This window comes from Acinetobacter sp. 22512 (assembly GCF_052044755.1).
In the GTDB taxonomy this organism is placed as follows: domain Bacteria; phylum Pseudomonadota; class Gammaproteobacteria; order Pseudomonadales; family Moraxellaceae; genus Acinetobacter; species Acinetobacter pittii.
This window is the reverse complement of sequence record NZ_JBQENP010000006.1, coordinates 138,090-162,470: the sequence shown is the minus strand read 5'-3', so window position 1 is coordinate 162,470 and position 24,381 is coordinate 138,090. Positions and strand designations below refer to the sequence as shown.

The following is a 24,381-nucleotide window of genomic DNA, read 5'->3' as shown; positions in this document are numbered from 1 at the left end:
ACCATATTCAGTTCTTTTTCTTTTAGTTTAGGTTTCGATTTATGTCTCAAACAATCACACTGTATGTTGATGGTGCATGTCGTGGCAATCCGGGTTTAGGTGGTTGGGGCGCGTATGTCATTACTGAGCAGGGTGAACATAAATTATTTGGCGGTGAGCCTGATACGACCAATAACCGTATGGAACTCACTGCTGCCATTGAAGGTGTTTCATTTTGTCCAACCGATGCACATTTGATTATCTGGACAGATTCAAATTATGTGAAGCAAGGTATTACTGAGTGGATTCATGGTTGGAAAAAGAAAAACTGGAAAGATGTAAAAAATCCTGACCTTTGGCAGAAATTAGATGCTGTCTGTGCAGGTAGAAATATTGAGTGGAACTGGATTAAAGGCCACGCAGGACACCCTGGCAATGAAATGGCAGACCAGCTTGCTAATTTAGGTGCAGACAAAACTGCGAAAGAACTCAAGCAACCACAGTCTGCCACTGTATCGCAAGATATAAAAAAGCCTGAACAGGACTGGTTGTTAGATGACCCTTTCGGGTTTGATCTGGCTGACGCAACAGAAGAGGAAAATATTCATCTTGAAGCATCTGAAGAAGTTGAGATGATTATTGTGGAAGAAGAAATTATTGAAGTTGAAACTGTCGAACAAGAAAGTAAGCAGCCAACCAATAACATTCATCCTCAAATCGTTGTGACCGAAGCCAAATTAAAATTACAAGGTCCTCGACAACTGATTCTCGATACGGAAACTACTGGTTTTTATTTCCAAGATGGCGACCGCATTATTGAGGTGGGCGCGATTGAGATGATTAACCGTAAGCTTACGGGTAGCTCGATTCATATTTATATTAACCCACAAAAACCAGTGGGAGACTCAGAAAACATCCACGGTATCAGTGATGATTTCTTAAAAGATAAACCGCTCTATGCGGATATTGCTGACACCTTATTTGACTATCTTAAAGGTGCAGAGATTATTGCCCATAACGCGACCTTCGATATGAACTTCCTTGATATGGAGTTTAAGCGCGTAGGACTTCCTGCACTTTCTGAAGTATGTGAGGTAACAGATACTTTAGCTTTAGCGAAAAACAAACATCCGGGACAAAAAAACTCCCTTGATGCGCTTGTAAGACGTTATGAAATTCCAGCACGTGACCGTACTTTCCACGGCGCATTACTCGATGCTGAAATTCTTGCTGATGTTTACTTGGCAATGACTGGTGGTCAGGTTTCTTTTGATATTGATGCCTTATCTCAGAGTGAAAATAGCCAGCAAACAACCAATAGAAGCAGAGTTCAAATTGATCTTCCTGTAATTTACCCTTCAGATGAAGAGTTAAATACACATGAGACTTGGGTCAAAGAATATGAGGAAAAACACGGAGAACCTTGCCTTTTTGCAAAATAAATTTTTGATTCTTTAGTGTTTTTAGCTTTTCCCCTTTGTAAGTTAAGTTATATTAGTCGCATAGATTTTTAGCTCAAATTATTGAGCACTATGAATATAACAATTGATTTTTTTGCAAAGGGGAACGTTTATGTCTGAGCATACGTCGATTCATTTCGATCCAACAGCTTTACTCATCATTAAACATGAAATTGATCGTTCAATAAAACTGGTTGAAGGTGCAGTAAGTACCTTAATTGAAGAACAAACCCTCCCTTTTGGTATTGATGATGCATTAGAACAGTTTAAGCAATGCACTCAAGTTCTACGCTTAATTGATGTTCCTTATCTTGCAAAAATCACTCAATATTCGACTGAGTTGATGCAAAAAATTATTGCGAATCCAGCCCAAATTAATACGGATGATGTCGTTGCCCTAAGCGAAGGCACGACCATGGTAAAGCGCTATATTGAATTTATCTGTTTGCGTGAAATACAAGTTCCACAATTTCTTCTTACGACTTTAAATAATTTAGAATTGGCTTTAAATAAGCCTCTAACTACATCGGGACAAGCTATTGTTCCTTTACTTGCAAATACTTCGCTTGAACTACCCTTGCCTGAAATATTAATTAGTGAAAAAACTCAGTTCATCCATCAACTATACAAACTATCTTTACACCAATTTTTAAAAAAGACAGCCTCAGCTCAGAATTTTCAAGCCTTTAAACTTATTGCAACCTATTTGGTCAGCATGGCGAACACTCAGCCAAGCCAAAAATATTGGCAGCTCGTCAATTACGCTTTTAACCATATTGATGACCTCCTTTTAAATGATTCACGCCTACGTGTACTGATTAATATTGAAAGTCATATTGCTCTATTTTTAGCAGCGCCCGAAAGTTTTGAACCTAATTTAGCGGCATTCGCAGATATTTTAAGTATTGTCATCGCTCAAGAAGATGAAATTGCTCACCATATTCGTAACCAACTTCATATTGGTGATGAAACACCGACTGATACTCAATTACTCGTTTTAAGTCGCCATCTTTTTGGTCCTGACTTTGATACGATGCACACAGTCAGCCAATTAATCTTGGATGAAATGAATAAGGTGCGAAACGATATTGAATACAACTACCAAAATATGTCGCCTGAAAAAGCACAGCAACTACAAGCGAGCCTTTTACAACTGGCTCATACCTTTAGACTACTAAACCTTGATGAAGCCGCCTCTGCTCTTTCTCAACAAGCCAGCAGTTTAAGTCAACTTAACATTTTAAGTGATGAAAACTATGCTCAGCAGCTGATGAACAGCATTTTATCTGCTATGAACTCAATTGGTATTTTGGTACGCAATTACACGTCAAATCGTCTACAACTTAGCGTGAATAATACGGCTATTTCTTTAGATCGTCTTGATGAAGCTCACCAAGCTTTGCTTACTGAGACAAAAAATTTAATTGATTTTATCTGCCAAAGTCTTACGTTGTATGCCAATGATCAGACACAAAATATTGAAGCGATTGCAGGTTCATTAAAAGAGTTAGCAGGTGCAGCCGAATTTTTAGGAAGCACGACTCAACAACATGCTTTACTCCAAACTGCCCAATTTGTTCAAGAGCAACTTGAACAAAGCCAGCCTTTTAATACAGACCAAATTCACTGTATTTTTAACGTATTGGCAGGCATTGACATGTTAGTTGACAATTTAAAAAATAAACAACCTGTTCTACAATCCATGTTTAATGTAGCATTGTCGAGTAGTCAACAACTTCAAAAAAAGGCAGCTTAATGTCTGAATTATCACTTGCTTATATTTTCCATCATCAACAATTACTGGTTGACCAGAATCTCCAACTACCCAAAGTCGAAAAGTTAGCAAGTGATTTACTTTTCACTCATGATGAGCAGGTCATTGCACGTGACTTGCTTGCTGAGGAACCTATCCCCGAAGGCTTACAACTTGTCCCAATTCGCCAGCTTATTACCAGCTGGTCGAAAGAACAGTTTTTGCAAGCGAGCCGTGCTGTTCAATTACTTGAATGGCGACGTAACCATAAGTTTTGTAGCCACTGTGGACATCCAACAGAAGTTCATCCAACCGAATATGCAATGGTATGCCCTTCTTGTCGCTACCACCAATATCCTCGTGTAAACCCTTGCATTATTACCGTCATTACTCGTGGTGATGATGAAATCTTGCTGGCTAAGTCAGTTCATAACAAAACCAATATGTATGGTTTGATTGCAGGTTTTGTTGAGGTAGGCGAAACACTTGAAGAGGCAGTACAACGTGAAGCCTTTGAAGAAGTAGGTTTAAAACTCAAAAATATTCAATATATGTCAAGTCAGCCTTGGCCATTCCCGAGTAACCTTATGGTGGCATTTCGGGCAGAATATGAGTCGGGTGAAATTAAGCTTCAAGAAGAAGAAATTGCAGATGCCCAATTCTTCAAAATTGATCAATTACCTGAGATTCCGTTTAAAGGAAGTATTGCTCATTCAATGATTATGCAGATTACCCAAGCTGGGTAATCTGCCGTGTTTTAAACGAGACTCTCGTTTAAAACACTTCTTCGAGAAAATGTAAGATCGTTCTTTTCGTTCTGAAATAGTGGCTAATAAAGCTAGAAAGACTGGCCAAAATTGTAATATGTCCAGTTTTGGGAATCACAGCGATATGACTGTGATTTCCACTCTGTCTTAAAGCCCGATCCAAATCCAATGTATTCTCTTTGCCGACAAGCTGATCATTTTCAGCCATGAGCAAGTAATGTTTAATACTATTTTGATTGACGAAATAGTATGGCATCACTTCTTGATAAGAAATACTTTGATCAAAAGCATCCTCAGCTAGTGGATCACCCTTATAATCAAAATGATAAGGTCCAGCTAAACCGAAAATCGCCTTAATATTTCCTAAACACTGAATAGGGTTTGGTTTTGGGTGATAAACAGCAGACATTACATTAAATGCCCCCGCCGAATGCCCCATAAGCACAACATTTTCTGTAGAAATTTCGAGTTTGTCTTGGTTTTGATGTAAATAATTCAATGCCTGAGTCAGGTCATCAACAAAACTCGGAAAAATATTTTTAGGAGCTAATTGATAGTTGATAACTGCAACGTCATAACCTTCTTTAGCAAACGTCTCACCAATAAAAAGATAATCCCGCTTATTACCATGTTGCCAAGCACCACCATGTACAAAAACAATAAGAGGCTGATGTGCTAGTTTTTTAACAGATCGGTAAATATCCAAACGGTGACGCGGCTTTAGACCATAACGTACATTTGCGACCTGTTCAAAACCATCTTTTGGCGTAAAACGGTTTAAAGCAAAACTCCCCAAATCATAAAGGCGGAACTCTTTATAAAGAGTTCGCGCCTGTTCAATTTTACTTTGTAGTTGTTCAATCAGATTCATATATTACTGTGCATTCGAAGCTGGATCTGTTTGGTCAGGATCAATTGCAACAGGAGTTTGAACTGTTGGTTGAGCAATGACGTTATTAATAATTGGTGTAGTCGTTGCACTAGCAGTACTCGCCGCTGGCGCAGGTGCTAAATCAATGTTATCAATGAGTGTCACAATTTTGGTCACGTTGCCAACATTTTGAAGCACATTATTTAAATCATTAATTTCAGCTGTATTTAAACGGCCCATTACATATAAAACACCATCTTCGGTATGGACAAGTACTTTACTGTCCGATACAACGGGCGCTTTCATTAATAGAGCACGTGTATTTGCAGTTACACCAGCATCTTGCATGATCGTGTTATAGCTGACCTTATTACCCACGGTAATATAGTTATGTACAGCTTTTACATCACTCATGGCTTTAAGATTATCTTCTGCCAATTGTTTCAAGTATGGGTCTGGCACTTGTCCTGTTAATAAAACAGTACTATGGAAACTTTCGATATTAATACGTGATTGTTTAAAACGCTGATCAAGCTTATAGAGGTTAATATTCGCTGTACGTTTAATTGAAGAATCAATGAATACCTGACCTAAGCTACGTACACCACTATCTGTTCCGACTGGAGCTGTACCTGTTCCACCAGAAATAAAACTTGCGCAACCTGACAAACTTGCGACACAAAGCGCTGTTACAGCAATACGTTTCAACACTCCACCAGACTCCTATCAATCTCTTCTTGGCTTGATCATAAAACATCGGTTTTAATTTGCTCAAAAGAGTAATGAACTCTTAATCCAAAGTAAATGCATTTTCGATCCATTGCAGATCATAATGGAATTTTGAAAAGTCTTGCTGTACTGTTTTTGCAATTTTCTGTGGAAAATCAAAACAAATCACATCAAAACGACAATAAAAATCCTGATAAGATGGGTAGCGCTGTAAAAAAAGCATCGCGGTTTTAATAATTTTCTTCTGCTTTGCTCTTGTCACCATTTCGCAAGCCTGTCCATAATTTCCTATAGTACGCGCCTTTACCTCAACAAAAACCAGCTCTTGCCCTCTTTTAACAATCAAATCCACCTCACCACGGTGTGAATAGTAATTACTGGTTACCCATACATAGTTTTGCTTTTGTAACAGGTTTAAAGCCGTTTGCTCTGCCCATTTACCCAACTGCTGCGCTAATAGCATTCTTATCTTCCCCAAATTAAAAGTAGCAATACATATTTTGATGCTTAAATTATTTCGTTAAATCCACCCGTACTTTCTGATCTAAATTGAACAAATGAAAATCAGATCATTTTGGAAAAGCAAAGGTTGGCAGACATTGTTCACGCCCAAATCATAATTTCGGGTAAACTACCCCATTAAAATTGTTTATCTGTACGGAGTAAAACCAAATGAGTGCTCAGTTATTCGTTGTAGCCACCCCAATCGGGCACTTAGATGATATGACTTTCCGTGCAATTGATATTTTAAAATCAGTTTCTATTGTAGCTGCCGAAGATACGCGTCAATCAGCACAATTATTTAAGCACTATAATATATCGACTCAACTAACTGCATGTCATGATCACAATGAAAGTAATAAAATTGAGCAGTTAGTTCAAAAATTACTTGCAGGCGATGATATTGCTTTAATTAGTGATGCGGGTACACCGCTTATTAGTGACCCCGGTTTTAAGTTAGTTCGAGCTGCTCAAGAACATGGCATTAAAGTTGTTCCTGTGCCTGGCGCATGTGCTGCAATTGCCGCTCTAAGTGCAGTAGGTCTACCGAGCGATCGTTTTAGTTTTGAAGGATTTTTGCCATCAAAAGCTTCTCAACGTATTTCTCAATTAGAAAAACTCAAAAATGAAACTCAGACCTTAATTTTCTATGAAGCACCACACCGTATTTTAGAATGTGTAAAAAATATGGCTGAGGTATTAGGTGAAAACCGCCCTGTAGGTTTCGCACGTGAAATTACCAAAACCTTTGAAACCATCAAAAAAATGACTTTAAAAGATTTGGTCAGTTTTATAGAAAATGATCACAACCAAGAAAAAGGCGAAATTGTTCTTGTAGTTGGCGGTGCACCAGAAAAAACAGATCTGGAACAAGAAAAACTAGATGAGCTTTTAAAGCGCTTACTTCAAGATTTATCTGTTAAAGCGGCATCTCAACTGGCTGCTGATTTAATAGGAGTTAAGAAAAAAGTCGCTTATCAACGTGCGCTTGAGTTAACACAATCTTAATCTTTTGATTAAGCACAGTGATGAACAATAAATAGCCTTCATCATCACTGTGCATGAATTTTGCATAATAATATTAAAGATAAAAATAAGAGTATTTACATGATTGAACAGCTTGGAAAGCTTGGGCCGCATGAAGAGTGTGAACTAGAATTACTACTTTCAGGCGAGAAACCTATCGCTTTGTTTTATGATCTACTACCTACCGAGTTTTTAGAGCATCTCGAGCAAGGTACTTTATCTATGCTGAGTAAAGACATTGAAACCTCTTTACCTTTACCATTTTCAATTATGCTGATCTACAAAGATGCACCGTTAGCAAATTTAAATGAACTTGTGTTATGTATTGAAAAATCACTAAAGGAGACTCAACTGGAAGATCGTTTAGAGCTTGATCGTAGAATCGGACAACTTTTAGGTTACTCAACACAAGATATAGAGTTTTATATTCAGCATGTTTCAAATTTTTATGCCCGCTCACGGACTTAAATTTATCTCAAGATATGTTTTGCTGACTGAACAATCGTCTCGGTTAATACATCAAGTTGCTGCGACTGTCTTTTCCAATGGTGCCAATATAAAGGAACATCAAGTTGGGCGTCAGGCATAATATCAACAAGTGTTCCATTTTCGAGTAATGGTTGAACTTGAAGTTCAGGCACCATGCCATAGCCTAAACCTAATTGAATTGCTTTGACGAAAGCATCTGTTGCTGGAATAAAACTATAAGGATAACTTTGCATCGGTAAACCGTATCCTTTTAATAGAACCTCTGAATGCATTAAGTCTTTTTGATTAAAAATAACTGCTGGTGTTTTTCTTAATGCGTCTCTATTCACTCCAGCGCTAAACCATTTATTTACGAATTCAGCAGAAGCCAACATTTTATAACGCATTTTTCCTAGTGGTTGAGCTAAACAACCTGACATGACCTGCTCTTCTGCCGAAATACAGGCATTGACTTGTCCTGTCTCTAATAAAGTATGCGTGTGAGATTGATCATCAATTTTTAGTTCTAACACGATTTTTTCTTTAAAAAGCGTTTGCTGAATATTTGGTAAAAGCCAAGTTGCTAATGAATCTGCATTTGAAGCTAGAGCAATTTTATAAAATTCAGATTCGGATGATTTCCCCATCAAACCTTGTAATAAATTTTGCTCCATTAATCTCGTATGACGTAAATGCTGCAATAAAGTTTGCCCTGCTTGAGTGAGCACACTCGGGCGCCCCCGTATAATGAGTATTTGTCCTAAATACTTTTCTAAAGCCTGTACGCGTAACGAAACTGCAGAAGGCGTAATATATAAATGCTCTCCTGCCGCATCAAAACTTCCCAATTCTGCTACCGCCAGAAAGGCTTCACATTGTTTGCTATCTAACATATCAAACCTAAATTTTTTTTAGCCAAACCTAAATATTCTTAATTTTACTTATTTTTTAATAAAAAGTCAGATAATTCCCACATCTGATTTTTTCCACCTTATTGTTATGTTCTCTCTTAGTATATTTTTTAAAGGTTTCGGTATTGGTAGCGGGCTTATCGTAGCAATTGGAGCTCAAAATGCTTTTGTCCTAAAACAAGGACTTAAACAGCAATATGTATTTTGGTTGTGCTTAATCTGTGCTCTATCCGACTCAATTTTAATTGCCTGTGGTGTATTAGGCTTTGCCGAAATCATGACGGCATCACCTATCTTAATTACCGTAGCTAAATATTTAGGGGCAACGTTTTTATTAGTTTACGGTGCCAAAGCATTTTATGCTGCATTTAAGACTACCCAAAGTATGGACCTTGATAGCAGTCAAAAACAAACATTAACTCAAGCATTAGTGACCTGTCTTGCCTTTACTTGGCTTAATCCTCATGTTTATTTAGACACTATTGTTCTAATTGGTTCAGTTGCAACTCAGCTTGAAGACAAAGTGAGTTTTGCTTTGGGGAGCATTCTTGCCTCTTGGGTTTTCTTTTTTAGTCTGGGCTATGGTGCAAGATTATTAAAGCCACTATTTACCAATCCCAAAGCTTGGAAAATTTTAGATTTCATTATTGGTTGCGTTATGTGGAGTATCGCTATAACCCTCTTGTTTTAACGGCTTAAAATAAAAAAGGATCATATAAAAGATCCTTTTTTATTACTCTTGAGTATTACGCTTCACTGGCAACTATAACTCTTGCCTGTTTTCTTTCTTGTTGTGACTGTTTTATAACAGCATAACCAGAAGATACACCCAAGTATGCAATGACAAAGGCAACAAATAAATCGGGAAATACACTGCCTGTTCCAAATACCCCAACCGCAGCTAAAATTACAGCAATATTAGCAATTGAGTCATTTCTACTGCACAACCAAACAGAACGCATATTTGCATCCCCATCACGAAATGCATAAAGCATAAGCGCGACAGAAACGTTAGCAATTAGAGCCATTACACCAATTGCCCCCATCACCATTGGTTCGGGTGAAACACCATAAAAATACGACCAGACCACTTTCGCAATGACAAAAACACCGAAAGCCGCCATCGTTATTCCTTTAACTAATGCCGCTGTCGCACGCCAATATAAACTCATCGAAAGAACGACTAAAGATAGTGCATAGTTTGCTGCATCTCCGGCGAAGTCCAATGCATCTGCCCAAAGTGAAACAGATTGGGCCTTATAACCTCCCAATATTTCCACCACAAACATTAAGGCATTGATCACAAGTGCAATCCATAACGCTTTTCTAAAACGTGGACTCACTTTCTTTGAAGGAGAACATGTTGAAGCACAACCACATCCAGCCATTTTATTTCCTCAAAAACTCTTTTATAGTGATTAAAAACCCTCGAGTAGCTCCAGAGTCAAGTCTTATGAGTTTTTCTATTGGTCAATTATCAAAAAAAGCGGATATTCCAATTGATACGATCCGTTATTACGAAAAAGTAGGTGTGCTGGACCGTATTCAGCGCTCAGAAAATAATTATCGTGTTTACACCGAACAAACACTTGCAGACCTTTTATTTATTAAGCATTGCCGTGAATTAAATATTTCACTGAGTGATATTAAAACGTTAAAAGAAATGAAAACTCAGCCTAAACAGGCCTGCACAGAAATTGATAATTTAGTCGATAAATACTTAAAAGAAGTATCAGAAAAAATCGAACGATTATTACTTTTAAAAGAATCTTTGACTGATTTAAAACAGCACTGCTCTACCAATCGAACAGTAGATGAATGCGGGATCTTGAGAGAGCTTCAGAACGCACCTTAAAAATAAAAAAAGCATCACTCATGTGATGCTTTTTAGGATTAATGGTCGCTATGTTCATCTGGAGGAACTTCGGTAATTCTCCCCCCTCGAGCTAAAAATGCGGCAACTTCATCTTCCAGCGCTTGGCGCTGTTTTTGCTTGGCAGTCACAGTCAGTGTTTCTGCCTCAGCAATATCAGTATCATTAATACTGCTTGCTTCTTCATCAGCTGCACCGCTTTCAGCTGCCTTCGCTTCATCTTCATCTACAGCAGAATCTTCTGCATCTTCATAATCATTGATATCTGACATTTTTCACTCCCCAGAATGATTTCTATTGCATCATCGCTATGGTCCCAAGACCTCAGAAATTTAGCAATCTCTTTGCATTTAGCAAAGAGCCAAATTGGTCAAATGTGTATCTTTTTCAACCCAATTGGTAATGATATATAAATGATTGCTTAAAAAATATCTACTGATATTTATTTAGACCAGTAGAGCATAAACTTCGTAATTATTTTAACGACTATACTGGGTGTTTTGTAAAGACCCTAAACCGTTTGCTTGTTGCATAAAACTCTCTTTTAAGAAGGAAATTTGTTCAACTTGCTTGAGTCCCACATTCCGAGCCCAGATAAATGGAAATAGCTCACTACTTTCCAACCAGCCAATTGCCGACATGCTATGCATCATTGCATCATTTTGGCCTTTACGGCGATGCTCATAACGCAACAATGTCTGTTCATTTGCCCATACGCCACGCGCTAAATCATGTAGTAATGCATCACAGAGTACAGCCGCATCTAAACAACCAATATTTACCCCTTGTCCAGCAAGTGGATGAATCACATGTGCAGCATCCCCAATTAAAGCTAAACCAGCTTTCACATACTGTTTTGCGGCGCGCGCTTTGAGCGGGAATTGGGCTCTTGAACGTACATCTAACACTTCACCCAACATATGTTGGCTTTCACGAGTTAAAAGCTGCATAAATTCATGATCGGTTAAAGCAGAATATTCATCGGCATAATCATCAGGTAGTGTCCAGACAATTGACTGCCAGTAGCCATTTTCACTTTCTTCAAGACTAGCCATCGGTAAATAGGCTAAAGGCCCTGTAGGTAAGAAAATTTGACGAGCAACATGATTGTGAGGTTTAGATGTTTTAATAGCACAACTAATCGCTGCTTGCTTGTAATCTAAGACATCTAGGTCAATAAAGGCCTGTTCTCGTACAAATGAATTGGCACCATCTGCACCAATCAGCAGTTTTGTTTTAAGTGTCGTACCATCTGCCAATTGAATATGCCAACAACCAACACCCTGCTCAATGCGAGTCACACGAACTTGAGTACGATAGTCTGTTAACTGCTCAAGCATTTTTTGTTGAATAGCAACATTCAACACACTTGGCTCAACCATAGAACCCAAGGTCTGTTCTGGCATTGGTCTTTGTACGGACTCGTGACCAAAATTAATTTCACCATAGCCATTCAGATTCCACACTTGCATGCCTGTATATGGCATTTGACGTGCTAGATCATCCCAAACATTGACAGTTTTAAGTAAATGAATGGTCGCTTGGCTGAGTGCTAAAACACGCGGGTTCATCACACTTAGTGTTTTTTCAACATCCAGTACAGGAGCAGCATCAAGCACAGTAGGCTGTACACCACCTTGGGCAAGTAATAAAGCTGTTAAACCACCAACCAGTCCACCACCAACAATGACAACATCTAGTACTTCACTCATGCTTTTAGCCCCATTGCATAGTTCGCTACCAGTGGTTTAACTCCCGGAATGACATCGAATGCAATTAATCCCGTATTACGAATTAATTTTAATAATGGATTTTGATTACTAAAACCACGAACCACGGTGTCACAGAACTTAATGACTCGTTGTTGATCTGACAAACGAGCTTGTTCATAAGCCAGTAAATTATCTGGGTTACCAATATCATCAGAAGTAGTTAGCTGGTTCACTAAGTAACGCACTAAAACATCCGCATCACGTAGACATAGGTTAAAGCCCTGTCCTGCAACAGGATGGATTGTATGCGCCGCATTCCCCATTAAAATAACGCGTCCGACTGCTTGTTTATGTGCAAGCACTTGTGAAAGCGGATAACTAAAGCGTTTACCCGTCTTTTCAAATTTACCCGCTCTGTCACCATAAGTTTTTTGCAAAGCATCTAAAAAGTGTTGGTCGTTTTCTTCACCTAACCACTCACCTTCAGTGCCTTTTTTAACAGGCCATACAACCGAACGGCGATATTCGCCCGGTAAAGGCAATAAAGCTAAAGGGCCTAATGCACTAAAACGCTCAAAACCGACTTGATCATGTGGTTTTGAAGTCTGAACGGTAGTGACAATTGCAACCTGATCATAATCATGAACATCTACACCAACGCCGATAGCCTGACGACAGAAAGAGTCACGCCCATCTGCGGCGATTAATAGTTTTGACTCAAGTTTTAAAAGGTCATCACCACGCTTGGCCTCAATATGTACTTGCTCAGCATCTTGAGTTAAAGCAGTCACTTGAACGCCATCAATCAGCTCAATCAAAGGCTGCTGACGTACTTGAGTCAATAAAACACGACCCAACCAAGCATTTTCAATCACCTGCCCAAAGCTTTCGACTTTTTCTTGTTCTGCAATTAATCGTGCCTTACCAAAACTGCCTTGTTCAGTAATGTGAACTTGTAGAATTGGAGTCGCGTGCTGCTGTAATGCATCCCATACCCCCAGCTTCTGATAAATCTGGACGCTACGACGCGATAAAGCCGTATTACGCGCATCGAAACTGGAATGATAAGGGGCAACATTTTGATCATCATAGTTTGGGTATTTCACAGCTTCTAACAGCTTTACTGCAATATTTGCCTTCGCCAGCATGAGTGAAAGGCTAAGTCCAACCATTCCCCCACCTACAATAATCACTTGTTGTTGCATCGAGTTGTGCTCCTTTGGCGAATACGTTTAATTATGATTTAGCTTGCGCCATTAAATGTTCAATATCTGCAATATTTTTAACTACATCAGCAGTTAAAACTCGCGGACCTTTTGATGTTGCGACCACATCATCTTCAATACGAATACCAATACCACGCCATTTTTTATCTACAGTTTCATCGTCTGGTGCAATGTATAGCCCTGGTTCAACGGTAACGACCATACCTTCTTCATATTGACGCCAGTCTTCACCTTTTTTGTAAGACCCGACATCATGTACATCCATTCCTAACCAATGGCCTGTACCATGCATATAAAACTGACGGTATGCTTCGGTTTCGATAAGTTCGTTAATATCACCTTTGAGCAAACCTAACTCAATTAGGCCTTCGGTTAAAATTTTAACGGCTACTTCATGAGGCTCACGGTACGAATTACCAATGCGTACTGCATCAATCGCCGCATATTGAGAAGCCAATACAACTTCATATAATGCTTTTTGTTCAGCACTAAACTTACCATTGACCGGAAAAGTACGGGTAATATCTGACGCATAGAACTCATATTCGCATGCAGCGTCAATTAAGACTAAATCACCGTCTTTAAGAGGTTGGTTATTTTCAACGTAGTGTAAAATGCAGGCATTAGCCCCGCCACCAACAATACTGTTATAAGATGGGACACAGCCGTTTTGCCCAAATATATAATTGAGCTCGGCTTCTAGTGCATATTCCATCATGCCAGGGCGAACAGTTTGCATCGCGCGGGTATGTGCCTGAGCACTAATTTTTGAAGCAACTTGCATCAGCTCAAGTTCTTGTGGTGACTTGATTAAACGCATTTCATCAACAATACGGTCGAGCTGAATCAGTTGAGCCGGAGCACCCTGATGTCGATGCTCAGCATCTGCTTTTTTAATCCACTGACTCACTCGTGCATCAAACGCAGCATTTTGCCCAATCCGATAATAAAGACGTTCTTTATTTAATAACTTTTCAATAATTTCTTCATCAAGCAGATCAATTGCATAGGCTTCATCTGCATCATAGTCTTCGATTGCACCGTCAATTCCGGCACGGTAACCATTCCAGATTTCCATCTCGCGGTTACGTTCACGGCAAAAAAGACTATAGCTATAATCAGTTACATCCTCAAAAGTTTCAATAACTGCAACTGCCTCAGGCTCAGCAAAGCCCGTCAAATAGAAAAAACTACTATCGGCACGAAATTTATAATCCGCATCACGATTACGGTACATCTCCTCACGCGTTGCAATAATTGCAATACTGTTAGGACCGATTTTTTCTGCTAAACGGTCTCTACGATGTTGAAAATCAGCTTGAGGCAATTTCATAATGATCTACTTGATTTAGAATTTTAAAGTCAAAAAATAAAATACAACCAATAACACATCGCCTCAATTAGCTTGGACGATGTGGTGTGAACATTTCTACAATATTCTGATCTGTACCTAGAGCAGCAGTTTTACTTTTTGCATGAAAGTTTTTCAATAAAGAACTTTCAGCTACAGTGATTTTTTTTCTACCAATCGACAAGCTTACAGGGATCAAGCGTACAAATTCATACAATTCCTCGTAGCTGCTTTCGCCTTCCTCATCATTGTCAGAATCTTCAAATTCTACTGCAGCAACATCTTGAAGGTGTTCAATCAATTCGCGCTCATCACCACGAACATGACCTGATGCCAAACCGAAACCTAACACAACACCCGCACACCAATCAGATAGTGCTTGCACACGCTCTTGAAGTAAATGTTCATCATCTGGAAGCATTGGTAAATAATCTAATTCATCTTCAGATAAAGCATGAACCACATCTTCTGCTTCGTCAGTCAAAAGCGCTAAAGCATCTTCACTTAACTCTGGCACATTAAGGGTTGTTAAAATTTGTGACCATTCTTCACGCGTAGGCGCTTCTGTCACACAAACAATACCTGTTAATAGACCATGTAACTCACTAGGGCTTGAAATTTCTTCAATTCCTTCAAAATGAGCGTTCCAATCTGTCCAGCCTGAAATATCGTCTTGCATTCGTTTATCCAATCTCTATACTTTGTATATATTACCTTTGATTGCAATTCTGTGCGACCTCGTTATGTTAGAACAATTACAGCGGCTACAAGCGCATATTAGCGTTTTAAAAACACGCTTACATCATTTAGAGAGTGAACATGCGGCACTCTCAGAAGCTAAAGAACTGGCTGAAACAGAGCATCACGCACAAGTTGTGCAAAAAAATAGTATTATCACTAAAAAACAAGAGGAAATTGAGTCGGTAACTGAGCAACTTTCTCAGTTAAAAGGCCAATTTCAACAATTGAATCAAGATGCTAACACACTTGCCGAACGTTATAGCCGATTAGAAAAAAGTACGACTGATTTAAAAAATCGTTTTCAAGAAATTCTTGCAGAACGAAATGAATTACGTGTTGCAAAAGAGAAGTTACAAGCCCACCAGCGTCAAACCCAACAAGAGCTGCATGATTTACAACAAGATCGTGACCGTTTGTTACAAAAAAATGAGCTTGCCAAATCAAAAGTTGAAGCCATTATTCAGCGTTTAGGAATTTTAGGCACTGCTCAAGATCAACACGCTCAAGAAATCCAGCAACTTGCCCATCCTAATGCTGAAACTGGTGAGGAGATCCAATCATGAGTGAACAAGTCATGGTAGAGCTTAGGCTGATTGAGCAAACTTTTAGACTCGCGACTACCTCAGATAAAAAAGATGAACTTGAACGCGCAGCACAACTTCTCAATGAGAAATTTAATGACATGCGCCGTAGTGCCCCACGTGTTGAGCACAACAAACTAGTCATTATGGTCGCTCTACAGTTAACTCAAGAAGTGCTAAGCCTTAATAAATCTTTGCAGGAATACACTCACTGTGAACGCCTACTGCAAGCGATTTTAGAAGATGTGGAGCAGGTTATTTAACAAGCTTTGATTACCACAAAATGCCTTGCTCTATAAATCATAGATGCAAGGCTTTTTTTATTTTGACTATCAACTACAGTTGAATATCGTTTTATCCACGTTCAATGTACAAAGCTTCATCAAACGCAAACTAAGTTTACAGTTCCATAGACTCAAGTGATTGCCAACATAGTCAGATCGGTTATACTTAAGCTATCTCTGGGATGTTCGCCAGCGGGTCTATTCCCCTGCCGATACTTAAACTTATGGATTGCGTTCTGTATATTTAGAGTGTATGCCTACCTTCGAGTAGGAAACCCAGCAAGTATACGTCGCGTCCACCTTGAACTCATCGGGTTCAGGGTAACGACACATGCAGCGGCATCTTCGGAGCATTTATTTTTAATTAAATAATAAAATTTCAAAAATTTATATCAATTAGCCTTTCAATACAGACCTGTCGGTACGATTTTTTTCTCAAGCATTTAATAATGCATGACATTATTATTTTAGAGATGAATGAGTCTCTGAATTCAAAATTACTTTTCTTTTCTACTCAGGCATTCTTGATACCAAGCTGTTTGAAAATCTTCTATCGCTTTTCTTTTAAAGAAGCTGGTCTTGAATACTTTGGTTGAGTAAGCAGAAGTAATTAAATCTTGATAAAGTTTTTTTGCCTTTGGATCTTCAAGACTATTCGCTATATGCTGCAATTCTTCAGATGGGACTTTTTGTTGACGCGCTTCCATGACAGTATAAGAAACTTTCTTTACCACATTACAAATTTCGGGGTCATTTACACTTTCATCGGCATAACAGCCAAAAGCTAAAAAACTAAGAAAGAATAATTTAAATCTCATATACCTACCTTATTTTTATAGCTTTGAATTAATTACAGAATTTTATTATTAATAAAGAAATAGGAAATTGATCCCTATTTCTTTTAAAGGTTTTTATGCTGGATTAATCACATAAAAATAAATAATTAGACCTACTAAAACGGTTGAAGCGATCGTTAAGTATGTACCAACTGTATTAAAACTCTGTAAGAACTTTAAGATTTCCATATCTAAATCCCCTAAACTTTCACTTATAAAGATAGAAGAAAATTTATCACAACCCAATAATGCCAATCAATTCACATTTATCGGATTTTTTGAGATTAAAATCAAAACAAACTTATTGAGTGCATCTAATCGCAAAAGCATCCTTATAGTAGTCCGTTGCACTTTTCAAATCTGATAATAATTTCTCTTCGGTATAAGGTTTAGGCGAAATTTTTATTAAGGCAGGCATATATTGGGTCTTATAAACTTCTGGATAGTCATGACATAAGATTTTGACTCTAACTTCTTGAGGTGTATTCGGGTTATCTAGTTGATCTAAAAACTCTCCTATTTTACGATCTGATTCTTCAAATTGAGCTTTATAATCAACTTCCGCCGCTTCAGGTTCGGCTTGTTTCGTACATCCACCAAGTAGCAGACCAGCACTTATTGTAATGGTTAAAATTTTCAACTTCATACGCTTAACAATTCTGCATTAATCTTTTAAATATACTTAACCTTATTAAATGTAAAGAAATACTGACAATACGTAAAGAAATAGAATTTTTAATAGTTAAACACAATAGATCAGATCAATTTATGACTTTTGGTCTAACGAATTTAAGTTATTTTCGAATTACCCTTCTATTTCCATAAAGCTGTCGAAAAATAGGTATAATTTTGCACGACTGATCTTTAATCTTAGTTAGATTTATACATGAATGAACTCAGCTTTATTAGAAAAAATTTAAGATCTAAAAGACGTTCTTTAAGTTCATTTGAGCAAAAACAAGCTCAGCTTAATGTTCTTCATCATTTAAATACCCTGCCTATTTTTCATTCTTCCAAAAAAATTGGTTTATATTTGCATGCCTTTGGAGAAGTTCACACAGAGCTTCTCATAGAATTATGTTTTAAAAAGAATAAGCAAGTTTATTTACCGATGATTTGTTCAATGAACCAGCGTTTAGTCTGGGTAAAAATATCTAAAAACCAATATATAAACCGACGTTTTTCGCATCACCCATTGGGAATGAAAGAACCGATGGCAACTAGAGCAAAACATGTTTCATCACTTGATTTATTGATCATGCCACTTCTGGCATGTGATCGATATGGTACGCGTATTGGCATGGGAGGTGGTTATTATGATCGTACCTTGGCAAGTGCAAAACACAAACCTTATCGTTTAGGGTTAGCTCATCAATTTCAATTTATCGAACATACTTTAAAACGTCAGAGTTGGGATCAGCCATTAGATGCTTTACTCACCCCTCAACATATTTATTATTTTAAAAGATAATATTTATAGAAAATTAAAATTAGTCTTAAGTTTTTAATGCCCCTAAAATCATAAAAGTAACCACCCTAAGGATGGTTACTTCTACGTGACAGACCGATTTACCAACTTATAGTAACACGGCTATTTAATGTTCAATATTAAATAAGTTTTGCATTATTGTTAATTATACAATGCCGACAAATGACATAAGAAAATGGTTATTTTCCATCCAAACGTCTTTTTTACTATATGAATATTTCATAATTATTAAGCTAAATTACCTATCCTTTCTACAAAATTTTATTCTTCTTAAGAATTAATCCATTGATTCATAATATTTTAATAAAAAAGTTGACTAAATTAGTCATTTTTTCCACATTTTCTATAGAGAGGCCCTTGTAATTTTTGAAATACACATCACTATAAAAAACATGGCAACCTCGTTGTCACTCATTAGGAGTGCCCATGTCTGAACTTATTATGAATGAAAAAACTGACTTAGAGCCTCAGGTTCCAAGTGTATTACCACTTTTAGCGTTACGTGATGTAGTGGTCTACCCACACATGCAAATTGCGTTATTCGTGGGTCGTGAAAAATCGATCAATGCAGTTGATGTGGCTCGTAACAGTGACAATTTAGTATTTGTAGTTGCGCAAAAAGATTCGCTTACAGAAGAAATTGATCACGATAACCTTTATCAGTACGGAACTGTCGCTAAGATTGTTCAAGTCGTAAATCATGAGAATGATGAAAACTGCATTAAAGTACTTATTGAAGGTTTACATCGCTCTAAACTTGAAAAGATTATCGATGAAGATAGCCATTTGACTGCTGAACACAGCTTAAGTCCAATGACAATTAACGTAGATAAAGCTACTCAAGAAACTCGTTTGCAAGAGTTACGTACTTTATTTGCTCAATATGCTGAAGCAAAATTACGTAATGCACGCGAACTCGTTGCTGCAGCTAATAAAATTGAAGACTTGCTACAACTCATGTTCTTCGTAGCAACACGTGTGCCTCTAAATATTGAAATTAAACAGAAGTTTTTAGAGCACGATGAGTTCGAAGCACATTTGCAAGAGCTTATGAGCTACTTGGTAAATCAATCTGCTGAACAGCAAATTGAACAAACTTTGCATGACAGCGTAAAACGCCAAATGGAAAAAAATCAACGTGAATACTTTCTAAATGAAAAAATGAAAGTCATTCAACGTGAACTTTCTGACATGAATGGCGGTGCTGAAGATGACGTTGCTGAAATAGAGAAACGTCTTGCTGAAGCTGATTTACCTGAACACGTACGTAAAAAAGCTGAAGCTGAGTTCCGTAAGCTTAAAGCAATGCAACCTGCGTCTAGTGAAGCAGCTGTTGTACGTAACTATCTAGAAGTAATTTTAGATACACCGTGGAATAAAGCGAGCAAAGTGAGTATTAACCTTGCGAAAGCACAGGAAATTCTCGATACAGATCATTACGGCTTAGATGACGTAAAAGACCGTATTGTTGAATACTTAGCTGTTCAGTCACGTGTTAAAAAGCTCAAAGGTCCGATTCTATGTTTAGTAGGCCCTCCTGGTGTAGGTAAAACTTCACTTGGTGAGTCTGTCGCGAAAGCCACTGGTCGTGAATTTGTTCGTATGGCACTTGGTGGTGTACGAGACGAAGCTGAAATTCGTGGTCACCGTCGTACTTATATTGGTGCGATGCCAGGTAAAATCGTGCAATCTTTAACAAAAGTTGGCGTGAAGAACCCATTGTTCTTACTCGACGAAATTGACAAGATGGCACAAGACTACCGTGGTGATCCTGCTTCTGCATTGCTTGAAGTATTAGATCCATCACAAAACAGTAAGTTCAACGATCACTATTTAGATCTTGATCTTGACCTATCTGAAGTGATGTTTATCTGTACTGCAAACAGTATGAATATTCCAGAAGCCTTGCTTGACCGTATGGAAGTTATTCGTCTACCGGGTTATACCGAAGATGAGAAAGTTAACATTGCTGAACGTTACCTTGTTCCAAAAGCAATTAAGAACAATGGTCTACGTCCAAAAGAGTTAACAATTCATGAAGAAGCGATTCGTGACATTGTTCAACGTTATACACGTGAAGCTGGTGTACGTAGTTTAGAACGTGAAGTGTCTAAAATTGCGCGTAAAGTGGTAAAAGAAGCAGTAAGTAAAAAGTCTAAAAACTTACAACTTGATGTGACTTCTGCCAATCTTCCAGAATACTTAGGTCCACATAAGTTTGACTTTGGTATCGCAGAAGATGAAGCACAAGTAGGACGCGTAAATGGTCTAGCTTGGACATCTGTAGGTGGTGAGTTACTTACCATTGAAGTTGCAGCTGTTAAAGGTAAAGGTAAATTCATTACGACTGGTTCACTCGGTGACGTAATGAAAGAATCTATTACTACAGCAATGACTTTAGTGCGTACACGTGCCGATGAATTAGGTATTGAAGCTTCTCGTTTTGAAGAAACTGATGTACACGTTCACTTACCTGAAGGTGCAACACCAAAAGATGGTCCATCTGCTGGTTTAGCATTAACAACTGCGCTTGTATCAGCATTTACAGGTATTGCAATTCGTCCAGATATTGCAATGACTGGTGAAACAAGCTTAGGTGGTCGTGCAATGCGTATTGGTGGCTTAAAAGAAAAACTTCTTGCGGCACACCGCGGTGGAATAAAACTTGTATTTATTCCTCAAGACAACGTACGAGACTTAGCAGAAATTCCTGCGAATGTTAAAGAAGGTTTGGAAATCAAAGCTGTGAAAAGTATTGATGACATCTTACCTTTAGCATTAGTTTCGATGCCAAAGCCTTTACCTAAAACACCGATTGTAAAACCGGTAGAAGGCTCAAAAGCAGCACGCCACTAATTAAAAATATAGAAAAAGAGAGCTTCGGTTCTCTTTTTTTTGTTACACAATTTGATTGAAAAATATCCAACCATCCTCATAATAGGTAATAAGAGTATTTAAATAAATGAGTACTCTTAACTATCTAATTCTTAGATAGCCTTGTTTTTATTCTCTATGATCATCTGAACTCCAGACAGATGATCATTTGATCGCAGTCCAACACTGTTTTTTGGACTGCGTTTTTTATACCAGCTTTTTAGATCGTCAGATACTTTCATTCATCAGGTATAATGCGCCAGCTGTATTTGAATGAATAGATAACATGAAAATTCGTATTCTGACCATTGGTCAAAAAATGCCTGCTTGGGTTCTTACTGGTTTTGAAGATTATTTCAAACGCATCCAACCTTTTGTTCAAACTCAAGTTATTGAACTACCTATGGCCAAACGTGGTAAGAATGATTCAGAAGCGGATATTTTAAAGTATTGCCAAATTGAAGGCGAAAGTATTTTAAATGCTTTAAAACCGAATGAAACCTTAATTGCTCTTGAAGTTGGTGGTCGGGAACTAAGTACAGAAAAATTAGCTGATACAATGAAACAATGGATGCTTGAGGGTAATGATGTAGCACTTGCGATTGGCGGTCCAGATGGTTTGTCAGATCAAGTACGTAAAGCAGCTGCTTGGCATTGGTCACTCTCAAAACTTACCATGCCCCATCCTTTAGTACGTGTTTTATTAATCGAGCAGCTTTACCGAGCGATGAGCATTAATCATAATCATCCTTATCACCGTGCATAAAAAGAACAAACGTTTCATTTTAAGAACAATCCGTTGAAATCAGGATACTTTTAACATGTCCTGATTTTGGCATAATGACTATTATTCTGCTTTTCAACTCAGGTGTAATGAAATGGAACTACAAACCCTTCCTGGACTGTTTATTTCCCATGGCTCGCCCATGCTTGCACTTGATCCAGAACAAGTGGGACCTGCTCTACACCGTTTAGGCACAAATCTTCCTATACCTAAGGCAATCATTGTGATGTCTGCGCACTGGGAAAGTAAAGCACTTGAAGTGAGCATTTCGACTCGTCCTGAAACGTGGCATGATTTCCGTGGATTTCCTAAAGAATTATATGAAATTCGCTACAGTGCGCCTGGCGAACCAGCATTAGCAGAAGAAATCTTAAAATTATTGGCTGATGCTCACTTTGTTGCACATGCCAATAGTACACGTCCTCGTGATCATGGCGTATGGATGCCTTTATTGCATATGTACCCAGATGCAGACATTCCAGTAGTTGAAATTTCTTTACCATCAAATTTAAGTGCACAAGAAATTTATCGTATAGGACAAACACTCGCACCTTTACGTAACAAACAAATTTTACTCATTGGTTCGGGAAGTATTACTCATAATCTAGCAGAGTTATCTTGGCAAGGTGACAACTCTAAAGTTCCTGAATGGGCTTCAACTTTTAGAAATACTGTCGTTAATAAGCTTTCCCATCAAGATTATGATGGAGTTTTAGACTGGCAATCATTGCCGTTTGTGAAACGTAACCACCCTACGCTTGAACATTTTGCACCTTTGTTTTTTGCTATGGGTACAGGCAATCGCTTTACGATTGTTCATAGTAGCTTCACAATGGGCTCATTAGGAATGGACATCTATCGTTTTGATTAATTATTAAGAAATACCCCGTTTTGCGGGGTATACCATTATTTTTGTTGAAAATTAGAATAATTTACAAACTTATACATTTTAAAAACCGAAACAATCAAATGTTTACATTTTCTTTTTTTAAGAATGTTTTAAGCTTATTACTGTTGTTTTTTTACTTGAAGTTTTTAAATGAAAATTAAATATTTAATTCTTGCGTTATTACCTTTTTCTTTGATGGCGTGTCAAACAGTTACTAATACTCCTGCTCCAATTGTTTCTGAGCAACAACAAAACCTTGCAACCACTTTAGGTGAATATGCATGGACTTATCAAAATGTAAAAGCTTCTAAACCACTTATTCTTAACTTTAATGCAGATGGTAAATTAGCCATTAATACGGGCTGTAATGGCCAAGGCGGTACTTGGAAAGTTGAAGGCAACCAACTTGTTACTTCGAATCTAGTTTCAACTATGATGGCTTGCCAAGATGATTTAATGAAACAAGAACAATTGTCGAATAGCATCTTTAATGAAGCAAAATTACCAATTGAAATTAGCAACACTAATGGTCAGGTGATTTTAACGGTGACAGATAAAACTGGTCACAAACACATTTTCCAAGGTCAAAAAGCAGTTAATACTCAAGCTTTAACAGACTACTCTTGGTCATATCAGCCTGAAAATACAAAAAAACCAATCGTTCTTAACTTTACAAATGATCGTTTATCTATCGCAACAGGTTGTAACCGCCAAGGAACAACTTGGAAAGTTGAAAATAATACGATTATAACAGCTGACGTAATGTCGACAATGATGGCATGTGAACCTGCTTTAATGAAACAGGAACAGTTCTCTAGCAGCCTCTTCCAAAAACGTGCAATTCCATTTGAACTCAATACTACAAATGTTGATCAACCAACATTGACAGTATCTGATGCTCAAGGCCAGAAATATACTTTCACTGGTAAAATGACACCTGAAGCAAAATATCAATCTGAAGGAAAAACAGTTTTCCTTGAAGTAGCTCCGGAAACTAAATCTTGTACTGGTGTTGCGCCACAAACTTGTATGCAAGTTCGTGAAATTAAATATGATGACAAAGGTGTTAAAACTTACGCTGACAAAAACTGGTCATTATATTACGGTCAAATCGAAGGGTTTGAACATAAACCAGACCAACGCGTAATTTTGCGTGTAAAACGTTTTGAAGTGAAAAACCCAGCTGCAGACCAATCTAGTCAAGCAGATGTATTGGATATGGTTGTAGAACAAGAGTTAGTTAAAAAACCTAAAAAATAAGTTTTTAGACTAAAAA

The 24,381-nt window shown here is 37.8% G+C and carries 27 protein-coding genes and 1 other RNA gene; 15 read left to right on the top strand and 13 right to left on the bottom strand.

The features are described from left to right. Positions 1–41 precede the first annotated feature (41 nt). From dnaQ to nudC, 3 genes are all read left to right on the top strand, one after another. Positions 42–1,421, top strand: coding sequence for a DNA polymerase III subunit epsilon (gene dnaQ, locus ACTJJG_RS08975; RefSeq protein ID WP_069119134.1), 1,380 nt, complete (start codon positions 42–44; stop codon positions 1,419–1,421). A gap of 130 nt (positions 1,422–1,551) precedes the next feature. Next, on the top strand, positions 1,552–3,195 hold the full coding sequence (locus ACTJJG_RS08970; RefSeq protein WP_032056813.1) for a hypothetical protein: 1,644 nt from the start codon (positions 1,552–1,554) through the stop codon (positions 3,193–3,195). Then, positions 3,195–3,938 (top strand): NAD(+) diphosphatase, encoded by a 744-nt coding sequence (gene nudC / locus ACTJJG_RS08965; RefSeq protein ID WP_005070517.1) that lies wholly within the window; start codon positions 3,195–3,197, stop codon positions 3,936–3,938. Before ACTJJG_RS08970 ends, nudC begins: the two co-directional genes overlap by 1 nt. Before the next feature lie 28 nt (positions 3,939–3,966). On the opposite strand, the gene ACTJJG_RS08960 is transcribed toward nudC, so the two are convergent. The 3 genes from ACTJJG_RS08960 to ACTJJG_RS08950 all read right to left on the bottom strand — a co-directional run bounded on the left by ACTJJG_RS08960 (position 3,967) and on the right by ACTJJG_RS08950 (position 6,022). Then, entirely contained in the window at positions 3,967–4,830 is an 864-nt protein-coding gene (locus ACTJJG_RS08960; protein ID WP_002117650.1) for an alpha/beta hydrolase, read from the bottom strand. Between the two features lie 3 nt (positions 4,831–4,833). Then, complete coding sequence (locus ACTJJG_RS08955) at positions 4,834–5,541, bottom strand: BON domain-containing protein (RefSeq protein ID WP_032056814.1); 708 nt, start codon at positions 5,539–5,541, stop codon at positions 4,834–4,836. 79 nt (positions 5,542–5,620) lie between these two features. Continuing rightward, complete coding sequence (locus ACTJJG_RS08950) at positions 5,621–6,022, bottom strand: YraN family protein (RefSeq protein WP_372552585.1); 402 nt, start codon at positions 6,020–6,022, stop codon at positions 5,621–5,623. Between the two features lie 209 nt (positions 6,023–6,231). Here ACTJJG_RS08950 and rsmI point away from each other — a divergent pair, with 209 nt between their 5' ends. Together rsmI and ACTJJG_RS08940 are read left to right on the top strand one after the other, a co-directional pair. Continuing rightward, entirely contained in the window at positions 6,232–7,068 is an 837-nt protein-coding gene (gene rsmI / locus ACTJJG_RS08945; RefSeq protein ID WP_069119131.1) for a 16S rRNA (cytidine(1402)-2'-O)-methyltransferase, read from the top strand. Between the two features lie 99 nt (positions 7,069–7,167). Next, complete coding sequence (locus ACTJJG_RS08940; protein WP_069119129.1) at positions 7,168–7,554, top strand: hemin receptor; 387 nt, start codon at positions 7,168–7,170, stop codon at positions 7,552–7,554. 2 nt (positions 7,555–7,556) lie between these two features. Here the strand turns inward: ACTJJG_RS08940 and ACTJJG_RS08935 are convergent, their stop codons facing one another. After that, a complete protein-coding gene (locus ACTJJG_RS08935; protein ID WP_032056818.1) occupies positions 7,557–8,447 on the bottom strand; it encodes a LysR family transcriptional regulator ArgP in 891 nt (296 codons plus the stop codon). Between the two features lie 106 nt (positions 8,448–8,553). Between ACTJJG_RS08935 and ACTJJG_RS08930 the strand changes: the two genes are divergently transcribed. Next, positions 8,554–9,156, top strand: a complete 603-nt coding sequence (locus ACTJJG_RS08930) for a LysE/ArgO family amino acid transporter (RefSeq protein WP_002117603.1) — start codon at positions 8,554–8,556, stop codon at positions 9,154–9,156. A 55-nt stretch (positions 9,157–9,211) separates the two neighbouring features. Here the strand turns inward: ACTJJG_RS08930 and ACTJJG_RS08925 are convergent, their stop codons facing one another. Continuing rightward, positions 9,212–9,853, bottom strand: coding sequence for a cation transporter (locus ACTJJG_RS08925; protein ID WP_005075543.1), 642 nt, complete (start codon positions 9,851–9,853; stop codon positions 9,212–9,214). 65 nt (positions 9,854–9,918) lie between these two features. Here ACTJJG_RS08925 and ACTJJG_RS08920 point away from each other — a divergent pair, with 65 nt between their 5' ends. After that, complete coding sequence (locus ACTJJG_RS08920) at positions 9,919–10,320, top strand: MerR family transcriptional regulator (RefSeq protein WP_032056819.1); 402 nt, start codon at positions 9,919–9,921, stop codon at positions 10,318–10,320. Between the two features lie 38 nt (positions 10,321–10,358). Here the strand turns inward: ACTJJG_RS08920 and ACTJJG_RS08915 are convergent, their stop codons facing one another. The 5 genes from ACTJJG_RS08915 to ACTJJG_RS08895 form a co-directional block, all read right to left on the bottom strand. Continuing rightward, positions 10,359–10,610 carry a hypothetical protein gene (locus tag ACTJJG_RS08915; RefSeq protein ID WP_002117665.1) on the bottom strand — a complete coding sequence of 84 codons (252 nt, stop codon included), beginning with the start codon at positions 10,608–10,610 and terminating at the stop codon, positions 10,359–10,361. A 207-nt stretch (positions 10,611–10,817) separates the two neighbouring features. Then, positions 10,818–12,050, bottom strand: coding sequence for an FAD-dependent monooxygenase (locus ACTJJG_RS08910; protein ID WP_032056820.1), 1,233 nt, complete (start codon positions 12,048–12,050; stop codon positions 10,818–10,820). After that, entirely contained in the window at positions 12,047–13,255 is a 1,209-nt protein-coding gene (gene ubiH, locus ACTJJG_RS08905) for a 2-octaprenyl-6-methoxyphenyl hydroxylase (RefSeq protein ID WP_372552583.1), read from the bottom strand. Before ubiH ends, ACTJJG_RS08910 begins: the two co-directional genes overlap by 4 nt. A 31-nt stretch (positions 13,256–13,286) precedes the next feature. Continuing rightward, the gene (gene pepP, locus ACTJJG_RS08900; RefSeq protein WP_372552582.1) at positions 13,287–14,609 is read right to left on the bottom strand and encodes a Xaa-Pro aminopeptidase; all 1,323 of its coding nucleotides are present in this window, start codon (positions 14,607–14,609) and stop codon (positions 13,287–13,289) included. A gap of 67 nt (positions 14,610–14,676) precedes the next feature. Continuing rightward, a complete protein-coding gene (locus ACTJJG_RS08895; RefSeq protein WP_005802891.1) occupies positions 14,677–15,306 on the bottom strand; it encodes a UPF0149 family protein in 630 nt (209 codons plus the stop codon). Between the two features lie 64 nt (positions 15,307–15,370). On the opposite strand from ACTJJG_RS08895, the gene ACTJJG_RS08890 reads away from it, so the two are divergent. The 3 genes from ACTJJG_RS08890 to ssrS all read left to right on the top strand — a co-directional run bounded on the left by ACTJJG_RS08890 (position 15,371) and on the right by ssrS (position 16,589). Continuing rightward, the gene (locus ACTJJG_RS08890) at positions 15,371–15,931 is read left to right on the top strand and encodes a hypothetical protein (protein ID WP_002117619.1); all 561 of its coding nucleotides are present in this window, start codon (positions 15,371–15,373) and stop codon (positions 15,929–15,931) included. Beyond that, complete coding sequence (locus ACTJJG_RS08885) at positions 15,928–16,212, top strand: cell division protein ZapA (RefSeq protein ID WP_002117766.1); 285 nt, start codon at positions 15,928–15,930, stop codon at positions 16,210–16,212. Before ACTJJG_RS08890 ends, ACTJJG_RS08885 begins: the two co-directional genes overlap by 4 nt. A 192-nt stretch (positions 16,213–16,404) precedes the next feature. Then, a non-coding RNA gene (gene ssrS, locus ACTJJG_RS08880) (6S RNA) lies at positions 16,405–16,589 on the top strand. 141 nt (positions 16,590–16,730) lie between these two features. Here the strand turns inward: ssrS and ACTJJG_RS08875 are convergent. The 3 genes from ACTJJG_RS08875 to ACTJJG_RS08865 form a co-directional block, all read right to left on the bottom strand. After that, complete coding sequence (locus tag ACTJJG_RS08875) at positions 16,731–17,051, bottom strand: hypothetical protein (RefSeq protein ID WP_002117636.1); 321 nt, start codon at positions 17,049–17,051, stop codon at positions 16,731–16,733. A 93-nt stretch (positions 17,052–17,144) separates the two neighbouring features. Continuing rightward, on the bottom strand, positions 17,145–17,258 hold the full coding sequence (locus ACTJJG_RS08870) for a hypothetical protein (RefSeq protein ID WP_002117788.1): 114 nt from the start codon (positions 17,256–17,258) through the stop codon (positions 17,145–17,147). A 112-nt stretch (positions 17,259–17,370) separates the two neighbouring features. Further along, positions 17,371–17,715: a hypothetical protein gene (locus ACTJJG_RS08865; protein WP_069119967.1), complete on the bottom strand. Its 345-nt coding sequence runs from the start codon at positions 17,713–17,715 to the stop codon at positions 17,371–17,373. 240 nt (positions 17,716–17,955) lie between these two features. Between ACTJJG_RS08865 and ACTJJG_RS08860 the strand changes: the two genes are divergently transcribed. The 5 genes from ACTJJG_RS08860 to ACTJJG_RS08840 all read left to right on the top strand — a co-directional run bounded on the left by ACTJJG_RS08860 (position 17,956) and on the right by ACTJJG_RS08840 (position 24,365). Next, positions 17,956–18,540 carry a 5-formyltetrahydrofolate cyclo-ligase gene (locus ACTJJG_RS08860; protein WP_032063127.1) on the top strand — a complete coding sequence of 195 codons (585 nt, stop codon included), beginning with the start codon at positions 17,956–17,958 and terminating at the stop codon, positions 18,538–18,540. 444 nt (positions 18,541–18,984) lie between these two features. After that, the gene (gene lon, locus ACTJJG_RS08855) at positions 18,985–21,414 is read left to right on the top strand and encodes an endopeptidase La (protein WP_002117591.1); all 2,430 of its coding nucleotides are present in this window, start codon (positions 18,985–18,987) and stop codon (positions 21,412–21,414) included. A gap of 304 nt (positions 21,415–21,718) precedes the next feature. Continuing rightward, the gene (gene rlmH, locus ACTJJG_RS08850; protein WP_002054393.1) at positions 21,719–22,198 is read left to right on the top strand and encodes a 23S rRNA (pseudouridine(1915)-N(3))-methyltransferase RlmH; all 480 of its coding nucleotides are present in this window, start codon (positions 21,719–21,721) and stop codon (positions 22,196–22,198) included. 112 nt (positions 22,199–22,310) lie between these two features. Further along, complete coding sequence (locus tag ACTJJG_RS08845) at positions 22,311–23,087, top strand: DODA-type extradiol aromatic ring-opening family dioxygenase (protein ID WP_068551173.1); 777 nt, start codon at positions 22,311–22,313, stop codon at positions 23,085–23,087. 168 nt (positions 23,088–23,255) lie between these two features. Continuing rightward, positions 23,256–24,365, top strand: coding sequence for an META and DUF4377 domain-containing protein (locus ACTJJG_RS08840; RefSeq protein ID WP_069119972.1), 1,110 nt, complete (start codon positions 23,256–23,258; stop codon positions 24,363–24,365). Positions 24,366–24,381: the final 16 nt, after the last annotated feature.

What these genes read in the sequence shown, in the direction of transcription:
- dnaQ (WP_069119134.1), top strand. Translation starts at nt 42, where the DNA reads ATGTCTCAAACAATCACACTGTATGTTGATGGTGCATGTCGTGGCAAT.
- ACTJJG_RS08970 (WP_032056813.1), top strand. Translation starts at nt 1,552, where the DNA reads ATGTCTGAGCATACGTCGATTCATTTCGATCCAACAGCTTTACTCATC.
- nudC (WP_005070517.1), top strand. Translation starts at nt 3,195, where the DNA reads ATGTCTGAATTATCACTTGCTTATATTTTCCATCATCAACAATTACTG.
- ACTJJG_RS08960 (WP_002117650.1), bottom strand. Translation starts at nt 4,830, where the DNA reads ATGAATCTGATTGAACAACTACAAAGTAAAATTGAACAGGCGCGAACT.
- ACTJJG_RS08950 (WP_372552585.1), bottom strand. Translation starts at nt 6,022, where the DNA reads ATGCTATTAGCGCAGCAGTTGGGTAAATGGGCAGAGCAAACGGCTTTA.
- rsmI (WP_069119131.1), top strand. Translation starts at nt 6,232, where the DNA reads ATGAGTGCTCAGTTATTCGTTGTAGCCACCCCAATCGGGCACTTAGAT.
- ACTJJG_RS08940 (WP_069119129.1), top strand. Translation starts at nt 7,168, where the DNA reads ATGATTGAACAGCTTGGAAAGCTTGGGCCGCATGAAGAGTGTGAACTA.
- ACTJJG_RS08935 (WP_032056818.1), bottom strand. Translation starts at nt 8,447, where the DNA reads ATGTTAGATAGCAAACAATGTGAAGCCTTTCTGGCGGTAGCAGAATTG.
- ACTJJG_RS08930 (WP_002117603.1), top strand. Translation starts at nt 8,554, where the DNA reads ATGTTCTCTCTTAGTATATTTTTTAAAGGTTTCGGTATTGGTAGCGGG.
- ACTJJG_RS08925 (WP_005075543.1), bottom strand. Translation starts at nt 9,853, where the DNA reads ATGGCTGGATGTGGTTGTGCTTCAACATGTTCTCCTTCAAAGAAAGTG.
- ACTJJG_RS08920 (WP_032056819.1), top strand. Translation starts at nt 9,919, where the DNA reads ATGAGTTTTTCTATTGGTCAATTATCAAAAAAAGCGGATATTCCAATT.
- ACTJJG_RS08915 (WP_002117665.1), bottom strand. Translation starts at nt 10,610, where the DNA reads ATGTCAGATATCAATGATTATGAAGATGCAGAAGATTCTGCTGTAGAT.
- ACTJJG_RS08910 (WP_032056820.1), bottom strand. Translation starts at nt 12,050, where the DNA reads ATGAGTGAAGTACTAGATGTTGTCATTGTTGGTGGTGGACTGGTTGGT.
- ubiH (WP_372552583.1), bottom strand. Translation starts at nt 13,255, where the DNA reads ATGCAACAACAAGTGATTATTGTAGGTGGGGGAATGGTTGGACTTAGC.
- pepP (WP_372552582.1), bottom strand. Translation starts at nt 14,609, where the DNA reads ATGAAATTGCCTCAAGCTGATTTTCAACATCGTAGAGACCGTTTAGCA.
- ACTJJG_RS08895 (WP_005802891.1), bottom strand. Translation starts at nt 15,306, where the DNA reads ATGCAAGACGATATTTCAGGCTGGACAGATTGGAACGCTCATTTTGAA.
- ACTJJG_RS08890 (WP_002117619.1), top strand. Translation starts at nt 15,371, where the DNA reads ATGTTAGAACAATTACAGCGGCTACAAGCGCATATTAGCGTTTTAAAA.
- ACTJJG_RS08885 (WP_002117766.1), top strand. Translation starts at nt 15,928, where the DNA reads ATGAGTGAACAAGTCATGGTAGAGCTTAGGCTGATTGAGCAAACTTTT.
- ACTJJG_RS08875 (WP_002117636.1), bottom strand. Translation starts at nt 17,051, where the DNA reads ATGAGATTTAAATTATTCTTTCTTAGTTTTTTAGCTTTTGGCTGTTAT.
- ACTJJG_RS08870 (WP_002117788.1), bottom strand. Translation starts at nt 17,258, where the DNA reads ATGGAAATCTTAAAGTTCTTACAGAGTTTTAATACAGTTGGTACATAC.
- ACTJJG_RS08865 (WP_069119967.1), bottom strand. Translation starts at nt 17,715, where the DNA reads ATGAAGTTGAAAATTTTAACCATTACAATAAGTGCTGGTCTGCTACTT.
- ACTJJG_RS08860 (WP_032063127.1), top strand. Translation starts at nt 17,956, where the DNA reads ATGAATGAACTCAGCTTTATTAGAAAAAATTTAAGATCTAAAAGACGT.
- lon (WP_002117591.1), top strand. Translation starts at nt 18,985, where the DNA reads ATGTCTGAACTTATTATGAATGAAAAAACTGACTTAGAGCCTCAGGTT.
- rlmH (WP_002054393.1), top strand. Translation starts at nt 21,719, where the DNA reads ATGAAAATTCGTATTCTGACCATTGGTCAAAAAATGCCTGCTTGGGTT.
- ACTJJG_RS08845 (WP_068551173.1), top strand. Translation starts at nt 22,311, where the DNA reads ATGGAACTACAAACCCTTCCTGGACTGTTTATTTCCCATGGCTCGCCC.
- ACTJJG_RS08840 (WP_069119972.1), top strand. Translation starts at nt 23,256, where the DNA reads ATGAAAATTAAATATTTAATTCTTGCGTTATTACCTTTTTCTTTGATG.